The sequence below is a fragment of the Amycolatopsis cynarae genome (genome assembly GCF_026802195.1).
Classification (GTDB): Bacteria; Actinomycetota; Actinomycetes; order Mycobacteriales; family Pseudonocardiaceae; genus Amycolatopsis_E; species Amycolatopsis_E rhizosphaerae.
Genome location: NZ_CP113836.1, coordinates 1,336,009 through 1,351,927, shown reverse-complemented (window position 1 = coordinate 1,351,927; position 15,919 = coordinate 1,336,009). Strand labels below are relative to the sequence as shown.

Annotated in this window: 13 protein-coding genes; 6 read left to right on the top strand and 7 right to left on the bottom strand. The window is 71.2% G+C overall.

What is annotated here, in order from left to right; genetic code table 11:
* Positions 1-2: 2 nt before the first annotated feature.
* From ORV05_RS06610 to ORV05_RS06600, 3 genes are all read right to left on the bottom strand, one after another.
* Positions 3-1,517, bottom strand: coding sequence for an aldehyde dehydrogenase family protein (locus ORV05_RS06610; RefSeq protein ID WP_268757554.1), 1,515 nt, complete (start codon positions 1,515-1,517; stop codon positions 3-5).
* Positions 1,514-2,371, bottom strand: coding sequence for a 3-oxoacyl-ACP reductase (locus ORV05_RS06605; RefSeq protein WP_268757553.1), 858 nt, complete (start codon positions 2,369-2,371; stop codon positions 1,514-1,516). The genes ORV05_RS06610 and ORV05_RS06605 overlap by 4 nt, the downstream gene beginning before the upstream one ends.
* A gap of 191 nt (positions 2,372-2,562) precedes the next feature.
* Positions 2,563-2,754: a ferredoxin gene (locus ORV05_RS06600; RefSeq protein ID WP_268757552.1), complete on the bottom strand. Its 192-nt coding sequence runs from the start codon at positions 2,752-2,754 to the stop codon at positions 2,563-2,565.
* A gap of 104 nt (positions 2,755-2,858) precedes the next feature.
* Here ORV05_RS06600 and ORV05_RS06595 point away from each other — a divergent pair, with 104 nt between their 5' ends.
* From ORV05_RS06595 to ORV05_RS06580, 4 genes are all read left to right on the top strand, one after another.
* Positions 2,859-4,031, top strand: coding sequence for an acyl-CoA dehydrogenase family protein (locus ORV05_RS06595; RefSeq protein ID WP_268757551.1), 1,173 nt, complete (start codon positions 2,859-2,861; stop codon positions 4,029-4,031).
* Between the two features lie 9 nt (positions 4,032-4,040).
* Complete coding sequence (locus tag ORV05_RS06590) at positions 4,041-5,129, top strand: acyl-CoA dehydrogenase family protein (RefSeq protein ID WP_268757550.1); 1,089 nt, start codon at positions 4,041-4,043, stop codon at positions 5,127-5,129.
* A 146-nt stretch (positions 5,130-5,275) separates the two neighbouring features.
* Positions 5,276-6,853 (top strand): long-chain-fatty-acid--CoA ligase, encoded by a 1,578-nt coding sequence (locus ORV05_RS06585; protein WP_268757549.1) that lies wholly within the window; start codon positions 5,276-5,278, stop codon positions 6,851-6,853.
* Between the two features lie 10 nt (positions 6,854-6,863).
* Positions 6,864-8,021: a hypothetical protein gene (locus ORV05_RS06580; RefSeq protein ID WP_268757548.1), complete on the top strand. Its 1,158-nt coding sequence runs from the start codon at positions 6,864-6,866 to the stop codon at positions 8,019-8,021.
* A gap of 17 nt (positions 8,022-8,038) precedes the next feature.
* On the opposite strand, the gene ORV05_RS06575 is transcribed toward ORV05_RS06580, so the two are convergent.
* Together ORV05_RS06575 and ORV05_RS06570 are read right to left on the bottom strand one after the other, a co-directional pair.
* On the bottom strand, positions 8,039-10,750 hold the full coding sequence (locus ORV05_RS06575; protein WP_268757547.1) for a bifunctional acetate--CoA ligase family protein/GNAT family N-acetyltransferase: 2,712 nt from the start codon (positions 10,748-10,750) through the stop codon (positions 8,039-8,041).
* Between the two features lie 6 nt (positions 10,751-10,756).
* A complete protein-coding gene (locus ORV05_RS06570) occupies positions 10,757-11,929 on the bottom strand; it encodes an acetoin utilization protein AcuC (protein ID WP_268757546.1) in 1,173 nt (390 codons plus the stop codon).
* Positions 11,930-12,044: 115 nt separating this feature from the next.
* Between ORV05_RS06570 and ORV05_RS06565 the strand changes: the two genes are divergently transcribed.
* Together ORV05_RS06565 and galK are read left to right on the top strand one after the other, a co-directional pair.
* Positions 12,045-12,740 (top strand): metal-dependent transcriptional regulator, encoded by a 696-nt coding sequence (locus ORV05_RS06565; RefSeq protein ID WP_268757545.1) that lies wholly within the window; start codon positions 12,045-12,047, stop codon positions 12,738-12,740.
* A 341-nt stretch (positions 12,741-13,081) separates the two neighbouring features.
* Complete coding sequence (gene galK, locus ORV05_RS06560) at positions 13,082-14,299, top strand: galactokinase (protein ID WP_407652704.1); 1,218 nt, start codon at positions 13,082-13,084, stop codon at positions 14,297-14,299.
* A gap of 99 nt (positions 14,300-14,398) precedes the next feature.
* Here galK and ORV05_RS06555 read toward each other — a convergent pair whose 3' ends face one another.
* Together ORV05_RS06555 and ORV05_RS06550 are read right to left on the bottom strand one after the other, a co-directional pair.
* Positions 14,399-15,208, bottom strand: a complete 810-nt coding sequence (locus ORV05_RS06555) for a fumarylacetoacetate hydrolase family protein (protein ID WP_268757544.1) — start codon at positions 15,206-15,208, stop codon at positions 14,399-14,401.
* Position 15,209: 1 nt separating this feature from the next.
* A complete protein-coding gene (locus tag ORV05_RS06550) occupies positions 15,210-15,851 on the bottom strand; it encodes an MBL fold metallo-hydrolase (protein WP_268757543.1) in 642 nt (213 codons plus the stop codon).
* Between the last annotated feature and the right edge of the window lie 68 nt (positions 15,852-15,919).

Below are 15,919 nucleotides of genomic sequence, written 5' to 3'. Positions count from 1 at the left end.
GGTCACATCATCTCGTCGGTCAGCGGCAGGTACACGGACTTGAGTTCGGTGAAGGCCTCGATCGAGGATTCGCCGCCCTCCCGACCGAGGCCGGACTGCTTGAACCCGCCGAAGGGCAGATGCGGTTCGATCTGGAAGCCGTTGATCCCGATCGTGCCCGCCCGCAGCTTGCGCGAGACGCGGAAGGCCCGCTGGGCGTCCGCGCTGAAAACGCTCGCTCCGAGCCCGTATTCGGTGTCGTTGGCCAGCCGGACGGCCTCCTCTTCGTCGGTGAAGGGCACGACCGCGAGCACCGGGCCGAAGATCTCTTCCTGGGCCAGCGTCGAGTCGTTGTCCACGTCGGCGAAGATGGTCGGGCCGACGAAGTTCCCCGCGGCGAGGTCGCCGCCGAGCCGTTCACCGCCGGTCACCAGCCGGGCGCCCTCTTCCTTGCCCTTTTCGATGTAGCCGAGCACGCGCTCCAGTTGCCGCGGGTTGATCAGCGGGCTGGCGAGCACGCCGGGGTCGAACGGGTCGCCGTAGGTGATGGCGGCCGCCATGCCCTGCGCCGCGGCGAGGAACTCGTCGTAGACGTCGCGGTGCACGAGTGCGCGGGTGTTGGCCACACACGCCTGGCCCGACAGGCCCATGGTGACCGCGCCGACCACGGTCGCCGCGGCGAGCCCGATGTTGGGGGCGTCGGCGAAGACGAGTGCCGGGCTCTTGCCGCCCAGTTCGAGCGAGACGCGCTTGAGGGTGCCCGCGGACGCTTCGATGATCCGCCTGCCGACCCCGCGGCTGCCGGTGAAGCTGACCTTGTCCACTCCGGGGTGCGCGATCAGCGTTTCACCCACGGGGTCGCCGGGGCCGGTCACCACGTTGAGCGTGCCCTCGGGCAGCCCGGCCTCGATCAGCAACTCCACCATGCGCAGCACGGTGAAGGTGCAGTACTCGGACGGCTTGAGCACCACGGTGCAGCCCGCGGCCAGTGCGGGCGCGACCTTCTGGGCGAACAGCAGGAACGGCGCGTTCCACGGCAGGATCGCGGCCACCACCCCGATCGGCTCGCGGAAGGTCATCGCGAGGTGGTCGCCGCCCTGGTACGGCGGCAGGGTCTGGCCGCCGAGCTTGTCCACCCAGCCCGCGTGGTGGTCGAACACGTCGGCCGCGACTTCCACCGAGGTCGCGTAGATGCTGCCGCTGAACGACAGCGGCACCGAGTTGTCCAGCGCCTGCAGCGCACGCAGCTCTTCGGCGTGCTCGCGCAGCAGCCCGGCGTAGCGGTGCAGCAGTTTGATGCGCACCCCCGCCCTGGCGTTGGACCAGGTGCCCGCTTCGAAGGCCTTGCGGGCGGCGGCGACGGCGGCGTTGACGTCCTCGGCGGTGGCCACCGCGAACTCGCCGATGGCCTCCCCGGTGGCGGGGTGCAGGTGGGTCCAGGGCTCCCCGCCGCTGCCCGGCCCCCACTGGCCGTCGACGTAGAGCTGCCCGGTCTTGAGGCCGACGGATTCACGATGCGGCTGCACGGTAAGGGTCATAGCAACTCCTGACTGGCGAACATCTGCCCGGACTCGCGCTGGGCGAAGAAGCCGGTGACTTCAGGGAGCTCGGCCAGGCTCCAGATCCGTTCGACCGAAGGCGGGCGCACCAACGCGATCCGTCCGCCGTGCACCACGAACACCTGACCGTTGACCGCGTCGGCCTCGGGCGAGGCCAGGTAGGCGACGAACGGGGCGACGTGGTCGACCGAGAGCGGGTCGACGGCGCCTTCGGGCGCTTCGCCGAACACCTCCTTGGTCATCGCGGTTCGCGCGCGGGGGCAGATCGCGTTGGCGCGCACGCCGTAGCGGGCGCATCCCCGCGCGGTCGCCACGGTGAGGGCGGCGATCCCGGCCTTGGCCGCGGCATAGTTGGGCTGGCCCGCCGAACCGAACAGGAACGCCTCCGACGCGGTGTTGACCACCCGGCCGTACACCGGACCGCCCTCTACTTTGGACTGCCGGCGCCAGTGCGCGGTCGCGTTGCGGGACAGCAGGAAATGCCCGCGCAGGTGCACCCGGATGACGGTGTCCCAGTCCTCGTCGGACATCGAGAACAGCATCCGGTCCCGCAGCACACCGGCGTTGTTGACCACGATGTGCAACCCGCCGAAGTGCTCCAGCGCCGCCGCCATCAGCGCGTCCGCGGTCGCGCGTTCGGACACGTCGCCGGTGACCAGCAGTGCCTTGCCCCCGGCGGCTTCGATCTCGTCGACCACCGTGGCGGCCTGCTCGGACACGTCGTTGAGCACCACGGACACGCCGTCACCGGCCAGTGCCAGCGCTTCGGCACGGCCGAGCCCGGCGCCCGCCCCGGTGACGATCGCGACCCGTCCCGCCGCAGGTGCGGTCATCGCGGCCTCACCACCGGACCGGCGGTGCGGACGCCCGGCGCCCGCTCCCGGGCTTGACGTGGCTTGTCGTCGCCGATCGCGTTCGGCACGGCGGCTGTCACGGGCTGCCTCCTCGCAAGCGCGGCGAACCGGCTCCGGCTCGCCTCCCACGGCACAGACTAGAATCTGTTCTTGCGTTCGGCAAGCCTCAGTCATTCGCGCTTGAACAGCGCATTCCTAGGACAGGACGCGACAGCTTGCGTAACACGTTCTACTTCTTCTTCCGACACCTCCTCCTGCTTGATGACGAGGTTCTCGTCATCGTCGAGCTCGAACACGGCGGGCGCGAACCCCACGCACACCTCGTTCGCCTCGCACAGTTCCCGGTCCACACCGACCCGCATGACTTCCTCCCGTCCGGCACACCTGGTAGAACTAGAACCTGTTCTAGACTAGCGTCGCGGCCGGTTCGCTACCAGAACGAGCGGACCTGCGGAGAGGTGACGGCATGCGGATCGACTACACCCCCGAGCAGGAGCGCCTGCGCGGCGAACTGCGCTCGTACTTCGCCCGGCTGATGACCCCCGAACGCCGCGAGTCCCTCGCCGGGCCGGGCGGCGAGTACGGGGATGGCTTGGCGTACAAGGAAATTGTGCGCGAACTCGGTCGCGACGGCTGGCTCGCGCTCGGCTGGCCCACCGAGTACGGCGGGCAGGACCGGCCGATGATCGACCAGCTCATCTTCACCGACGAGGCGGCCGTCGCCGGGGTGCCCGTCCCGTTTTTGACGGTCAACACCATCGGCCCGACCATCATGCGGTTCGGCACCCCGGAACAGAAGGCGTTCTACCTGCCGCGCATCGCCGCTGGCGAACTGCACTTCTCGATCGGCTACTCCGAGCCCGAGGCAGGCACGGACCTGGCCTCCCTGCGCACCCGCGCCGTGCGCGACGGCGACGAATACGTCGTCAACGGGCAGAAGATGTGGACGAGCCTGATCGAGTACGCCGACTACGTCTGGCTGGCCGTGCGCACCGACCCCGAAGCCCGCAAGCACAAGGGCCTGAGCATGCTCATCGTGCCCACCTCGGCCCCGGGTTTCTCCTGGACCAAGGTGCACACGGTGGCGGGTCCCGGCACCAGCGCCACCTACTACCAGGACGTGCGTGTCCCCGTCAGCGCCCGGGTGGCGGAGGAGAACGCGGGCTGGCCGCTGATCACCAACCAGCTCAACCACGAGCGGGTCGCGCTGACCTCGTCGGCCCCCGTGCTGGCCGCGCTGCGCGAGGTGCGGCGCTGGGCCCAGGAGACCAAACAGCCCGACGGCAGCCGCGTGATCGACGCCGAATGGGTGCGCCTGCACCTGGCCCGTGTGCACGCCCACGGCGAGTACCTCAAGCTGCGCAACTGGCGCATCGCCACCTCCGCCGGCGTCGGGCCCGCGGAGGCCTCGGCGACGAAGGTGTTCGGCACCGAACTCGCGGTCGAGGCCTACCGGCTGCTCATGGAGGTCGTCGGCGCGGCGGCGGTCGTCCGTGAAGGCTCCCCGGGCGCCGTGCTGCGCGGCCGGATCGAGCGCGCGCACCGCTCCGCGCTGATCCTCACCTTCGGCGGCGGCACCAACGAAGTCCAGCGCGATCTCATCGCCGCCACCGCCCTCTCCCTTCCCGTGACCCGCTGAGGAGGCACCGTGGACTTTTCGAGCTCGGAGGAGCAACAGGAACTGAGCGGGCTGGCGCGGCGCGTGCTGAGCGACCTCGTCACCCCGGAGGTGCTGGGGCCGCACGGCGACGGCGGTTTCTCGCCCGAGGTGTGGGCCGCACTGGTGAAGGCTGGCCTCGTCGACGCCGGCCTGCCCGCCGCGGTGGGCGGCGGCGGGGCCGGGCTGCTCGGGCAGTGTTCGGTGCTGATCGAGATCGGGGCCGCGGTGGCCCCGGTGCCGTATCTGGCCACGGTGACCATGGCGGCCTCGGCGATCGCCGAGTTCGGCACGCCGCAGCAGATCGAACGGTGGGTGGTGCCGGTCGTGCGTGGCCGGAAGGTGCTGGCGGTGGCCCTGCCCGAGCCCGGGATGCCACCCGGCTTCACAGCCGAGCGAAGCGCGGAGGGCTGGCGGATCACCGGGGTCCAGACGGCGGTGCTTTCCGGGGCGTTCGCCGACGCGTTCCTGATCATCGCCGACACCGCCGAAGGCGCCGCCGTCTTCCTCACCGAGGGCGGCGAAACCGGCGTCGACGTGCAGGCCCAGCGCACCATCGACCACGCCGACGCGGCACTGGTCACCCTCGCCGACGCGCCGGGTGAGCCGCTCGGCGAACCCGGAAGCGGGCTGGACGAGTGGCTCCGGCTGCGCGGCACCACGGGGCTCTGCGCGATGCAACTCGGCGTGCTGGAAAGCGCGCTGCGGCGCACCGCCGCCTACGCCCGGGAGCGCCGCCAGTTCGACCAGCCGCTGGCCGGGTTCCAGGCGGTACGGCAACGGCTCGCCGACGCCTACATCGACGTCGAAGCGGTGCGGCTGACCCTGTGGCAGGCGGCCTGGCGGCTGTCGGAGGGCCTGCCCGCCGCCGAGGAGGTCGCCACGGCGAAGTACTGGGCCGCCGAAGCCGGGCACCGGGTCGCGCACAGCGCGGTGCACCTGCACGGCGGGGTCGGCATCGACGTCGACCACCCGCTGCACCGCTATTTCGCGGCGGCCAAGAGGATCGAGTTCGCCCTCGGCGGGGCCACCGCTCAGCTGCGCGCCCTGGGCACCCTCCTCGCCACGGAGGCCGCATGAGCGACACTGGCGAAGCCCCCGCTCATGCGGGCCGACCGGGTGCGGGTGTCCCGCACAACACCGGAGGCCGCATGAGCGACACTGGCGAAGCCCCCGCTCATGCGGGCCGACCGGGTGCGGGTGTCCCGCACAACACCGGAGGCCGCATGAGCACGCCGACCGTCACCGAGCTCCTGCTCGCGCGGGCCGGTGACGAGCGCCCCGGCCTGCTCTTCGAAGACGAGCGCCACACCTGGGCCGAGCACGTGCGCCTCAGCGCCGGATTCGCCGCACTGCTGCGCCGGGAGCTGGCCTCGGGCAAGCCGCCGCACGTCGGGATCCTCGCGGACAACCTGCCCGCCGTCTCGTTCCTGCTCGGGGGCTGCGCGCTGTCCGGCTCGGTGCTGGTGGGGCTGAACACCACTCGCCGCGGCGAAGCGCTGGCCCGAGACGTGCGGCTCGCGGACTGCCAGCTCGTACTGACCGAGCCCCGGTACGCCCCGCTGCTGGACGGGCTCGACCTCGGGGGCGCACGGGTCGCCGCACTGGAGGTGCCCGAGCCCGCGTCGCCGGAACCGGTCCCGGCCTCGCCAGACGAGTTGCTGATGCTCATCTTCACCTCGGGCACCAGCGGCGACCCCAAGGCGGTGCGCTGCACGCACGGCAAGATCGCCTTCCCCGGCCGCATGCTGGCCGACCGGTTCGGGCTGTCCACAACGGACACCGTGTACGTGTCGATGCCGATGTTCCACTCCAACGCGATCATGGCGGGCTGGGCGGTGGGCCTGGCCGCGGGCGCGACACTGGCCCTGCGGCGGCGGTTCTCCGCCTCGGGCTTCCTGCCGGACGTGCGCCGGTTCGGCGTCACCTACGCCAACTACGTCGGCAAACCGCTGTCGTACGTCCTCGCCACCCCCGAACGCCCCGACGACGCCGACAATCCGCTGCGCATCGTCTACGGCAACGAAGGCGCCGAGGCGGACCTCGCCGCCTTCGGGCGCCGGTTCGGCTGCTTCGTGATGGACGCGTTCGGCTCCACCGAAGGCGGGATCGGCCTGACCCGCGCGTCCGGCTCGCCCCCCGGCTCGCTGGGCAGGCTCGGCAACGGCGTCGCGATCCTGCACCCCGAGACCGGCCGCCCCTGCCCGCCCGCCGAATTCGACGCCGACGGCCGGCTCCTCAACGCGGGTGAGGCGGTCGGCGAACTGGTCAACACCACCGGGCCGGGATGGTTCGCCGGGTACTACAAGAACCCCGAAGCCGAGGCCGAACGGATGCGCGACGGCATGTACCACACCGGTGACCTCGCCTACGCCGACGCGGACGGGTACGCCTACTTCGCGGGCCGCCTCGGCGACTGGCTCCGCGTCGACGGCGAGAACCTGGGCACCGCCCCGATCGAACGCATCCTGCTGCGCCATCCCGGCGTCGCGGAGGCCGCGGTGTACGCGGTGGCGGATCCGGTCACCGGCGACCAGGTGATGGCCGCACTCGTCCCCCGGGATCCGGCGAACCCCCCTGACCCCGCCGGATTCGCCGCCTTTCTCGGCGCCCAGCCCGATCTCGGCCCGAAACAGCTACCCCGCTATGTGCGAATCGTCAACGAACTACCGAAGACGTCCACGTTCAAAATCCTGAAACGGCAGCTGTCCGCGGAGGGATGGCACAGCTCGGACCCGGTCTGGCGGCGGCCGGACCGGGAAGTCCTTTACGAAATGCTTCCCAACGAGGAGCGGCTCGCTTAACGTGGCGGGCATGCGCAGCCGAAGATCGCTTGCCGTCCTGTTCGCCGTTCTGGCCGCCTTCACCCTGTTCGCGCCGCCCGCACAGGCGGCGCCGAGCACGCTCGACGCCGCCGATTTCCGGCTCGCGGAAAGCGCCTACAACCCCGTCATCAGCCAACTCGACGGCCTGCTCACGGTCACTGGCGTGTCCGCCGTGCTCGACAGCGCGAACCGCACAGGCACGGCCTGCGACCCCGCCGCGACCGGCCAGGTCGCCGCGTTCTGCTGGAACTCCGGCGACGACGGCACCACCGACTGGTATCCGCAGGGCATCAGCACCACCGCCGACGCCTACGGGAGCGGGCAGTACGACGGCCGCACCGCGCTGTTCGCTTCCTGGTACTACGCGGGCAGCGGCACGAACAAGGGCGTCCGTGTGTCCTTTGTAGACTACTCGAACACGAGTACCCCGCACTACCGCCACGTGCTGCTCGTCGAGCCCTACACCGACTCGGCGGGACAGCCCGACTTCCGGCCCGTCACCGTGCACGCGGGCGGCATCTTCACCTACGGCTACTTCCTCTACGTCGCCGACACCTCCGGCGGATTCCGCGCCTTCGACCTGCGGCACATCTGGGCGGTCAAAACCGGGGACAGCACCGCGATCGGCCGCCAGTCCGACGGCAGCTACCAGGCCTTCGACTACGCCTACGTGCTGCCGCAGGCGCTCACCTTCACCGACTCCACCACCAACGGCGTCACCCAGCTCCGGTTCTCGGCGGCCTCGCTCGACCGCACCAGCAGCCCGGACAGCGTGATCGTGCCCGAGTACAACGCCGACGGCACCGGCACCCGGGTGGTGCGCTTCCCGATCGACTACACCGACCGGAAGTTCCTCGCGTCCGCCGACGGCTACACCCACGCCACCGAGGCCTACCAGGTGAACATCGCCAGCATGCAGGGCGCCACCGCGATCAACGGCAAGTTCTTCGTCTCGGCCAGCGCGGGCTCGTCCACCCGCGGCTCGCTCTACACCTTCACCGCGAGCAGCGGACCCACCAAACACGCGGGCGTGTTCCCGATCGGCAACGAGGACCTGTCCTATCGCGGCCCGCAGAACCAGCTGTGGACCCTGACCGAATACCCGGGCAACCGCTCGGTGGTCGCCATCGATCCCACCAAGTTCTGATCTGCCGGGAATCGGCTCTAGTCGGGGGCGTTGATGGCACGGAGACGCCGCGGCCCGGTGTCCGGCCGGGCCGGCGGCGGCCCCACCACGATCCGCGCGTTGGCCACGAAGGCGCCCTCGGGCGAGGCCATCACCGGGTCCAGGTGCAGCGCGCGGACCTCCGGGTTGTCCTCGGCCAGCGCGGCCACCCGTAGCACCACGTCCTGCAACGCCGCCAGGTCCGCGGGCTCGTCACCGCGATAACCGGTGAGCAGCGGGGCGCTCTTGGGTTCGCGGATCAGTGTGGCCGCATCCACGTCGGTCAGCGGGACCGCCCGGTAGGCCCGGTCGCCGAGCAGCGTGCTGACCAGACCCGACAGCCCGAAGGACACCAGGCTGCCGAACGACGGGTCGTCCTGCAGGCCCACGAAACAGGAAATGCCCTTCGGCGCCATCTTCTGCACGTACATTTCGTCCTCGCCGGACACCTCGCGCAGATCGTGGTAGCTGCGGCGCACCTCGTCCTCGGAGGCCAGGTCCAGCCGCACGCCCGCCAGATCCGGCCTGCCCCGCAACCGCTCGTCAACCGCCTTCACCGTCACGGGATACCGCAGTTCCCGGGCGGCGGCAACGGCCTCGTCCGCGCTCGAGACCACCCGGAACGGCACTACCTCGATGCCGTAGCAGTGCAGCAGCCGGACGACGTCCTCGTCCTCCAGCACGATGTTCCTGTCCTCGACGTCGTCGACGAGTTCACGGACGATTTCCTGGGCCGCCTCCGTGTGCAACCCGGCCGGGCGCACCAGGTTCCCCTGCGGCCGCTGCCGCCACGCGGCATACCGCACCACCTTCGCCAGCGCGTTCACCGCGCGCTCCGGGCTGGGGAAGGACGGGATCGAGCCGCGCCCCGGCGCGCCGTCCGCACCCGGGACCGCCAGTTCCGCCGGCACCCCCTCCGCGGCCAGGAAGGTGGACACGATCGGCTTCTGCGCGTCGAGTTCGTGCACCGCCTCGCGCAGCGCGCGGGCGTAGCTGGTTCCCGGGGTGGCCAGCGGCGGCACGAACACCACCACGAGCGCGTCGGTTTCCCGCGAGATAAGGGCTTCCCGCACCGCGGCGGCGAACTCGGCGGGCCCCGCCTGAGGACCCACGTCCACCGGTTCGAAGGCCAGCTTCAGCCCCTGCGCCCGCGCGGTGTCCGCGGCCAGCAGACCGATCGCACTCGAATTGCCCACGATGCCGACCCGCGGCCCCGCGGGCAGCGGCTGGTGGGCGAAGATCAGCGCGGTGTCGAACAGCTGCGCCAGCGTCTCCACCCGCACCACGCCCGCCTGCTCGAACAGCGCCTGCACGCTCGCCTCGTCCACCTCGACCGAGGTCGAAGCCAGCTGCGGCCGCACCGCGTGCCTGCCCGACTTCACCGCCACGATCGGCTTCGTGCGCCCGAGCCGACGGGCCAGCCGCGCGAACTTGCGCGGGTTGCCGAAGGATTCGAGGTAGAGCAGCACCAGATCGGTGTCCGGGTCGGTTTCCCAGTACTGCAGGAGATCGTTGCCGGAGACGTCCGCGCGGTTGCCCGCCGAGACGAAGGTGGACAGGCCGAGGCCGCGCGCCCCCGCGTCGGCGAGGATCGCGCTGCCCAGCGCGCCCGACTGGCAGAAGAACCCGGCGCGGCCGCGGGAGGGCAGCTTCGGCGCCAGAGTCGCGTTGAGCCGCACGGACGGGTCGGTGTTGAGCACACCCAGCGCGTTCGGGCCGACCACCCGCATCCCGTGCGCCCGTGCCTCGCCGACCAGCCGCAGCTCGGCGTGCAGCCCGTGCGGTCCCGCCTCGGCGAATCCGGCGGTGACGATCAGCAGCGTCTTGACCCCCTTGGCGAGGGCGCCGTCCAGCACCGACTCGACCTGGTCGGCGGGCACCGCGACCACCGCGAGGTCCACCGGATCGGGAATCTCGAGCACCGATTTGTACGCCCGCACCCCGCGCACCGCCCGGTGTTCGGCGTTGACGGGGTAGATGGTGCCGGTGAAACCCGCCTCCAGCAGGTTCATCAGGACCGCGTGCCCGACCTTCATCGGATCGGTGGAGGCACCGATCACCGCGACCGACTGCGGGTGCAGCAGGTTGTACACGCTGCGGGCTTCGGCGGCCTGCTCACGGGCCCGCGCCACCGCGAGCGACTCCTCCGTGGGGTCGATGTCGAATTCGAGGTGCAGCACGCCCTCTTCGATCGCCCGGCTCACCTGGTACCCGGCGTCCCGGAACACCCGCACCATGGCCGAGTTCTCGGCGAGCACCTCGGCGACGAACCGGCGCAGCCCCGACTCCCGGGCCGCGGCGGCGAGATGTTCGAGCAGGATCGAGCCGAGACCCCGGCCCTGGTGCGCGTCGTCCACCACGAAGGCGACCTCCGCGGACGGACCGTCCCCGAGCCGTTCGTAGCGTCCGACCGCGACGATGTCGTCGCCCAGCAACGCGACGAACGCGACGCGGTCGTGGTGATCCACCACCGAGAACCGCTCCAGATCGCGCTGCGGGATCCGGGGGTAGGCGCCGAAGTAGCGCAGGTACCGGGTCCGCTCGGACAGCCTGCCGTGGAAGGCCACCAGGCCGTCGGCGTCGCTCGGCACGATCGGCCGCAAGTGGACGGTGCCGCCGTCGGAGAGCACCACATCCGCTTCCCAGCTGCGCGGATAGTCGTAGGGGTCGCGCCGGCCCGCGTGGCCCGCCGCACTGTTGCCGATCTTCATCTCCGCCTAGTCTCTCGGGTCGTCCGGGTCCAGGCCGTAGAACGGGAAGACCGCTCGCCGCGCGTCGCGGATCGCGATGTCCACCGCGTCGTCGTTCCCGTCGCCCCACGGCCGGTAGGCGGCGTCCACGCCGTCGGTCATCGACGGCGGCAGCTCCGCTCGCGGCGCCGCCTTCCGCACCATATCGGTCCATTCCGCCGGAACCGCCGTCTCCGGCTTCACATCACGGTCCAGTGCGGTGGCGATCAGATGCGTCCAGGAGCGGGGCACCACGCGGATCAGCTGGTATCCACCGCCGCCCACGGCGAGCCACCGGCCTTCCGCATACCGTTCGGCCAGGTCGCGGAGGGTGGCGTAGATCGCGCGATGCCCGTCCACGGACAGCGAGAGGTCCGCCAGCGGGTCCTCGTCGTGGGAGTCGACCCCGCACTGGGTCACCAGGAGCTGCGGCCGGAACTGCTCGAGCACGGACGGAACCACGGCGTGGAAGGCCCGAAGCCAACCCGCGTCCCGGGTTCCGGGCGGGAGCGGGATGTTCACGGCCTTGCCCTCGCCCGCCCCGGCACCGGTCTCGGCCGAGTAGCCCGTGCCGGGCCAAAGCGTGAACGGGTGCTGGTGCAGCGAAACGGTCAGCACCCGCGGATCCGAATAGAAGGCCGCCTGCACCCCGTCGCCGTGGTGCACGTCGGTGTCGATGTAGGCGATCCGCTCGAAGCCCTGCTCCAGCAGCCAGGAAATGGCGACGGCACAGTCGTTGTAGACGCAGAAACCGGAGGCGTGGTCGCGCATCGCGTGGTGCAGGCCACCCGCTATGTTCACCGCGCGGCGCGTCCGGCCCTCGGCGATCTCGGCCGCGGCCAGCAGGGTGGAGCCGACGACCAGCGCGGACGCGTCGTGCATGTCGCTGAACACGGGGTTGTCCGCGGTGCCGAGGCCGTGCCCGACGTCCCAGGTGGCCATCGGGGCCTGTTTGACCGCGGCGAGGTATTCGTCCGCGTGCACGCGGAGCAACTGGTCGTCCGGCGCCGGGTGCGGCGTCAGGAGCGGCACCCCGTCGAGGACGCCCAGCGCGGACGCCAGCCGGATGGTCAGCTGGAGGCGGACGGGGTTGAAGGGGTGCTCACCGCCGAGGTCGTAACCGAGCAGTGCGGGGTCCCAGACGACGGCGGAACGCTGCATGAGGCCTGATGGTAGTCGGACGGGGACGCGTGGAGAGGGTCCGAAGGCCTCGATCACCTGGGCTGAGTGTCGGTGTGAACGACTACCATGGATTCCTGCGGACGAAGGGGACATCGTGAACGATCTCATCGACACCACAGAGATGTACTTGAAGACCATCTTCGAGCTCGAAGAGGAAGGTGTCGTACCGCTGCGCGCCCGCATCGCGGAGCGGCTGCAACAGAGCGGCCCCACGGTCAGCCAGACCGTGGCGCGCATGGAACGGGACGGCCTGGTGCGGGTCGCCGACGACCGGCATCTGCAGCTGACCGACCACGGCCGCGAACTCGCCACCGCGGTGATGCGCAAGCACCGCCTGGCGGAGCGCCTCCTGCTCGACGTGATCGGTCTGGAGTGGGAGCAGGTCCACACCGAGGCGTGCCACTGGGAGCACGTGATGAGCGAGGCGGTGGAGCGCAAGCTCGTCAAGCTGCTCAACCACCCCACGACCTCGCCCTACGGCAACCCGATCCCCGGGCTCGACAAGCTCGGCAACGGCGGCCTGCCCGCACCGCCGATGGAGGCGAACCTGATCCGGCTCGACGAGTTCGCCCGCTCCGGCGGCGGCAAGGCCGAGGTCCGGCGCATCGCCGAGCACGTGCAGCTGGACGAGAAGCTCATGGTCGAGCTCAAGTCCGCCGGCGTCGTGCCCGGCAGGACGGTGCAGGTGGCCCGGGCCGCCGGGGGCGGCACGGTCGAGGTCAGCGGGGAACGGGCGAGCGTCCAGGTGCCCATGTCGGCCCTGCACGCGGTGCTGGCCCAGGCCCGCTGACGAGGGCGCCCCTTCCGCCGCAGTCGGGGCCCCACCCCTTCCCTCCCCCGGCCCCACCTCCACCGCGCTTTGCCGGCGCGCGCAGGCTCTCCAGTCCGTTTCGCAGCCGCTTTCCCACCCCCTGCCTCGGCGCACGTTTTCCGCACCCGTTCGATTGCTTTCCGTAGGCAACCCCGGACTCACCCGGCCCCCTCTCCGCCATGGCATGGTGAACAGACGCGCCGGCGAAGGTGGCACTCTCCTCCGCAAGTGACACCTCCGGCACGTGCAGCAGGGTGAGGGACCGGCCGGTATGCGGCGGTCAGGAGCAGGCGGGCGACCCCCGCCGGGATGGGTCAGGGTTGAACGAGAGTCAGAGTCCGGTCGGCGCGGGGGGTTCCGCGCGTTCTCAGGCGTACGAGGCTGCCGAGGCGTTCCACTCGGTGTACGGCCGGGCGCCCCTCGGCGTCTGGTCGGCACCGGGACGGGTGAACCTCATCGGCGAACACACCGACTACAACGACGGGTTCGTCCTCCCCTTCGCCCTCCCCCACCGGCTCGCGGCCGCGGCCGCCCCGCGCGAGGACGGGACGCTTTCGGTGGCCACACTCGGCTCGGACGGCAAGATCCAACAGGCCGAACCGGTGGCGATCGCGGACCTCGCCCCAGGGGTGGTGGACGGCTGGGCGGCCTATCCCGCGGGCGTGGCCTGGGTGCTGCGTGACCACGGCTTCGACCGCGGTGCGGACGTGGTGCTGGCCGGTGACGTGCCCACCGGTGCCGGTCTGTCCTCCTCTCATGCGCTCGAATGCGCGGTTTCCCTGGCCCTGATGGGCCTCGCCGGGGTGGAACTGGACGCTCCTGGCGCTCCGGCCCGCCAGCAGATCGCCCGCTGGGTGCAGCGCGCGGAGAACGACTTCGTGGGCGCCCCCACCGGCCTGCTCGACCAGACGGCTTCGCTGTGCTGCACGCAGGCGCACGTGCTGTTCCTCGACGTCCGGTCCGGCGAAACCGAGCAGGTGCCGTTCGACGCCGCCGCGGCCGGTCTGCGCGTCGTGGTCATCGACACGCGGACCAGGCATTCGCACAGCGACGGCGGCTACGGCGAGCGCCGCCGGGGTACCGAGACCGCCGCCACCCTGCTCGGGCTCAAGGCCCTGCGGGACGTCGCTCCCGGCGACCTGGACGCCACCCTCGACCAGCTGCCCGCCGAACTGGTGCCGCTGGTGCGCCACGTCGTCACCGAAAACCAGCGGGTGCTCGATGTCGTCGGCCTGCTGCGCGAGGGACGGCTGGCCGGGATCGGGCCGTTCCTGGACGCCTCCCACGTCAGCATGCGCGACGACTACCGGATCTCCACTCCCGAGCTCGACACCGCGGTCGATGCCGCCCGCGAGGCCGGTGCGCTCGGCGCTCGCATGACCGGCGGCGGGTTCGGCGGCTCCGCCATCGCGCTCGTGCCCGAAGCGGCGATGACCGCGGTGGAGGAGGCGGTGGCCGCCGCCTACGAGCGCGAGGGGTGGCGCCCGCCGCGGACCTTCGTGGCGGTGCCCTCCGCCGGGGCCGGCCGCGATCTGTGACCGACCGGCCCGGCCGGCCCCATCCAAGTCCCCCGCCCAGGACATGACAGCAGCGGCTCCGTCGAGCGCGACGAGGCCGAATTCACCGCGCGAACAACGTCAGTGTTCCGGCGCGACGGTCGGGTTGACGCACGTCCCAATGCCCTCGACCGTCGTGCGCATCACCTGACCGGGACGCAGGAAAGTGCCGGTTTCCTCGCCTACCCCGCCCGGTGTCCCGGTGAGGATGACGTCGCCCGGGAGCAGGGTCAGGAACCGGCTGATGTAGGCGACGAGCTCCGCGGGCCGGAACAGGAGATCTCGGGTGGTGCCGCGCTGGCGGACCTGGCCGTCGATCTCGCAGACGACGGCCAGGTCCCGGGCGTCGTCGAGCGCACCGGGACTGACGAGGACCGGGCCGAGCGGGGTCGAGCGGTCGAACGCCTTGCCCTGCAACGCCTCACTGGTCCGGTGCTGCCAGTCCCGCATCGAAACGTCGTTGGCCACGGTGTACCCGGCGATGACCGAGCGGGCCTGCGCCGGGTCGAGCCCGCGCGCGGGGCGGCCGATCACGACGGCGAGCTCGGCCTCCCAGTCGGCCTGCTCGCTGACCGCAGGCAGCACCAGCGGGTCCGCTGGGCCGAGGAGGGTCGAGGCGAATTTGGCGAACAGCGCCGGGAACGCCGGTTCCGGCCGGCGCAGCGCGCGGATGTGGTCGCGGTAGTTGAGGCCCACGCAGAGGACGTGCGCAGGTCGCGGAGACACCGGCAGGTACTCGGCCGTGGCCGGATCCCGCTCGGTCACGGCCTTGACCGGCGTGTGGCTGGCCATGGCCGCCACGGCGTCGACGGCGTCGAGGACGACCAGCCGGCCGCCGTCGACGCGCGCGGCCGCCGTGGTTCCCGCGTGCCGGATGGTGGCGTACCGCACGTCAGCCGAGGTCGGCGGACGCGCCGGACGTCAGCCGCTGGTAGGGGCTGCCGGTGCCGGGTCCGTTGTCACCCAGCAAGCCGGCGACCATCGCGCCGCCAACGTCGTTGAGGGCGCCGTCGTGGACGCCGACGACCTGCCGCGGCGCCACTTCGCGCACGTAGTCGATCAGCTGCCCGGTGGTGGACCAGGGACCGTGGACGGGCAGCAGCAGGGTGTCGACGGCTGCGTCCGGGACGGTGAGCGCGTCGCCGGGGTGGAACAGGGCGCCGTTGACCAGGAACCCGATGTTGGTCACGCGCGGGATGTCGGGGTGGATGACCGCGTGCCAGGTGCCGTAGACCTTCACCTCGAAGCCGGCCGCGGTGAAGACTTCGCCTTCGCCGACGACGGTGATGCGTGCGCCGAGGTCGGTGAGCTTGCCGCCGACGGCGGTGTTGGTCCAGAGGTGCAGGCGTGGGTTCTGCTGGAGGGCCTGGCGCAGGGTGTCTTCGGAGAAATGGTCGAAGTGCTCGTGGGTGACCAGGACCGCGTCGGCGCCGTCGAGGGCGTGTGGGTCGGTCAGGCCGCCCGGGTCGATGACCAGACGCTGACCGGCGGATTCGACGCGGACGCAGGCGTGCCCGAACTTCGTGAGCTGCATGGTTTATCCCTCCAAATATATGCAACCAAGTTGTACAACTAGACTGTACAACTTGCCTGCGCGAATCC

Excerpts from the sequence above, each read along its gene's own strand:
- ORV05_RS06605 (WP_268757553.1), bottom strand. The coding sequence starts at position 2,371 with ATGACCGCACCTGCGGCGGGACGGGTCGCGATCGTCACCGGGGCGGGC.
- ORV05_RS06570 (WP_268757546.1), bottom strand. The coding sequence starts at position 11,929 with ATGCAGCGTTCCGCCGTCGTCTGGGACCCCGCACTGCTCGGTTACGAC.
- ORV05_RS06585 (WP_268757549.1), top strand. The coding sequence starts at position 5,276 with ATGAGCACGCCGACCGTCACCGAGCTCCTGCTCGCGCGGGCCGGTGAC.
- ORV05_RS06550 (WP_268757543.1), bottom strand. The coding sequence starts at position 15,851 with ATGCAGCTCACGAAGTTCGGGCACGCCTGCGTCCGCGTCGAATCCGCC.
- ORV05_RS06600 (WP_268757552.1), bottom strand. The coding sequence starts at position 2,754 with ATGCGGGTCGGTGTGGACCGGGAACTGTGCGAGGCGAACGAGGTGTGC.
- ORV05_RS06580 (WP_268757548.1), top strand. The coding sequence starts at position 6,864 with ATGCGCAGCCGAAGATCGCTTGCCGTCCTGTTCGCCGTTCTGGCCGCC.
- ORV05_RS06575 (WP_268757547.1), bottom strand. The coding sequence starts at position 10,750 with ATGAAGATCGGCAACAGTGCGGCGGGCCACGCGGGCCGGCGCGACCCC.
- ORV05_RS06595 (WP_268757551.1), top strand. The coding sequence starts at position 2,859 with ATGCGGATCGACTACACCCCCGAGCAGGAGCGCCTGCGCGGCGAACTG.
- ORV05_RS06610 (WP_268757554.1), bottom strand. The coding sequence starts at position 1,517 with ATGACCCTTACCGTGCAGCCGCATCGTGAATCCGTCGGCCTCAAGACC.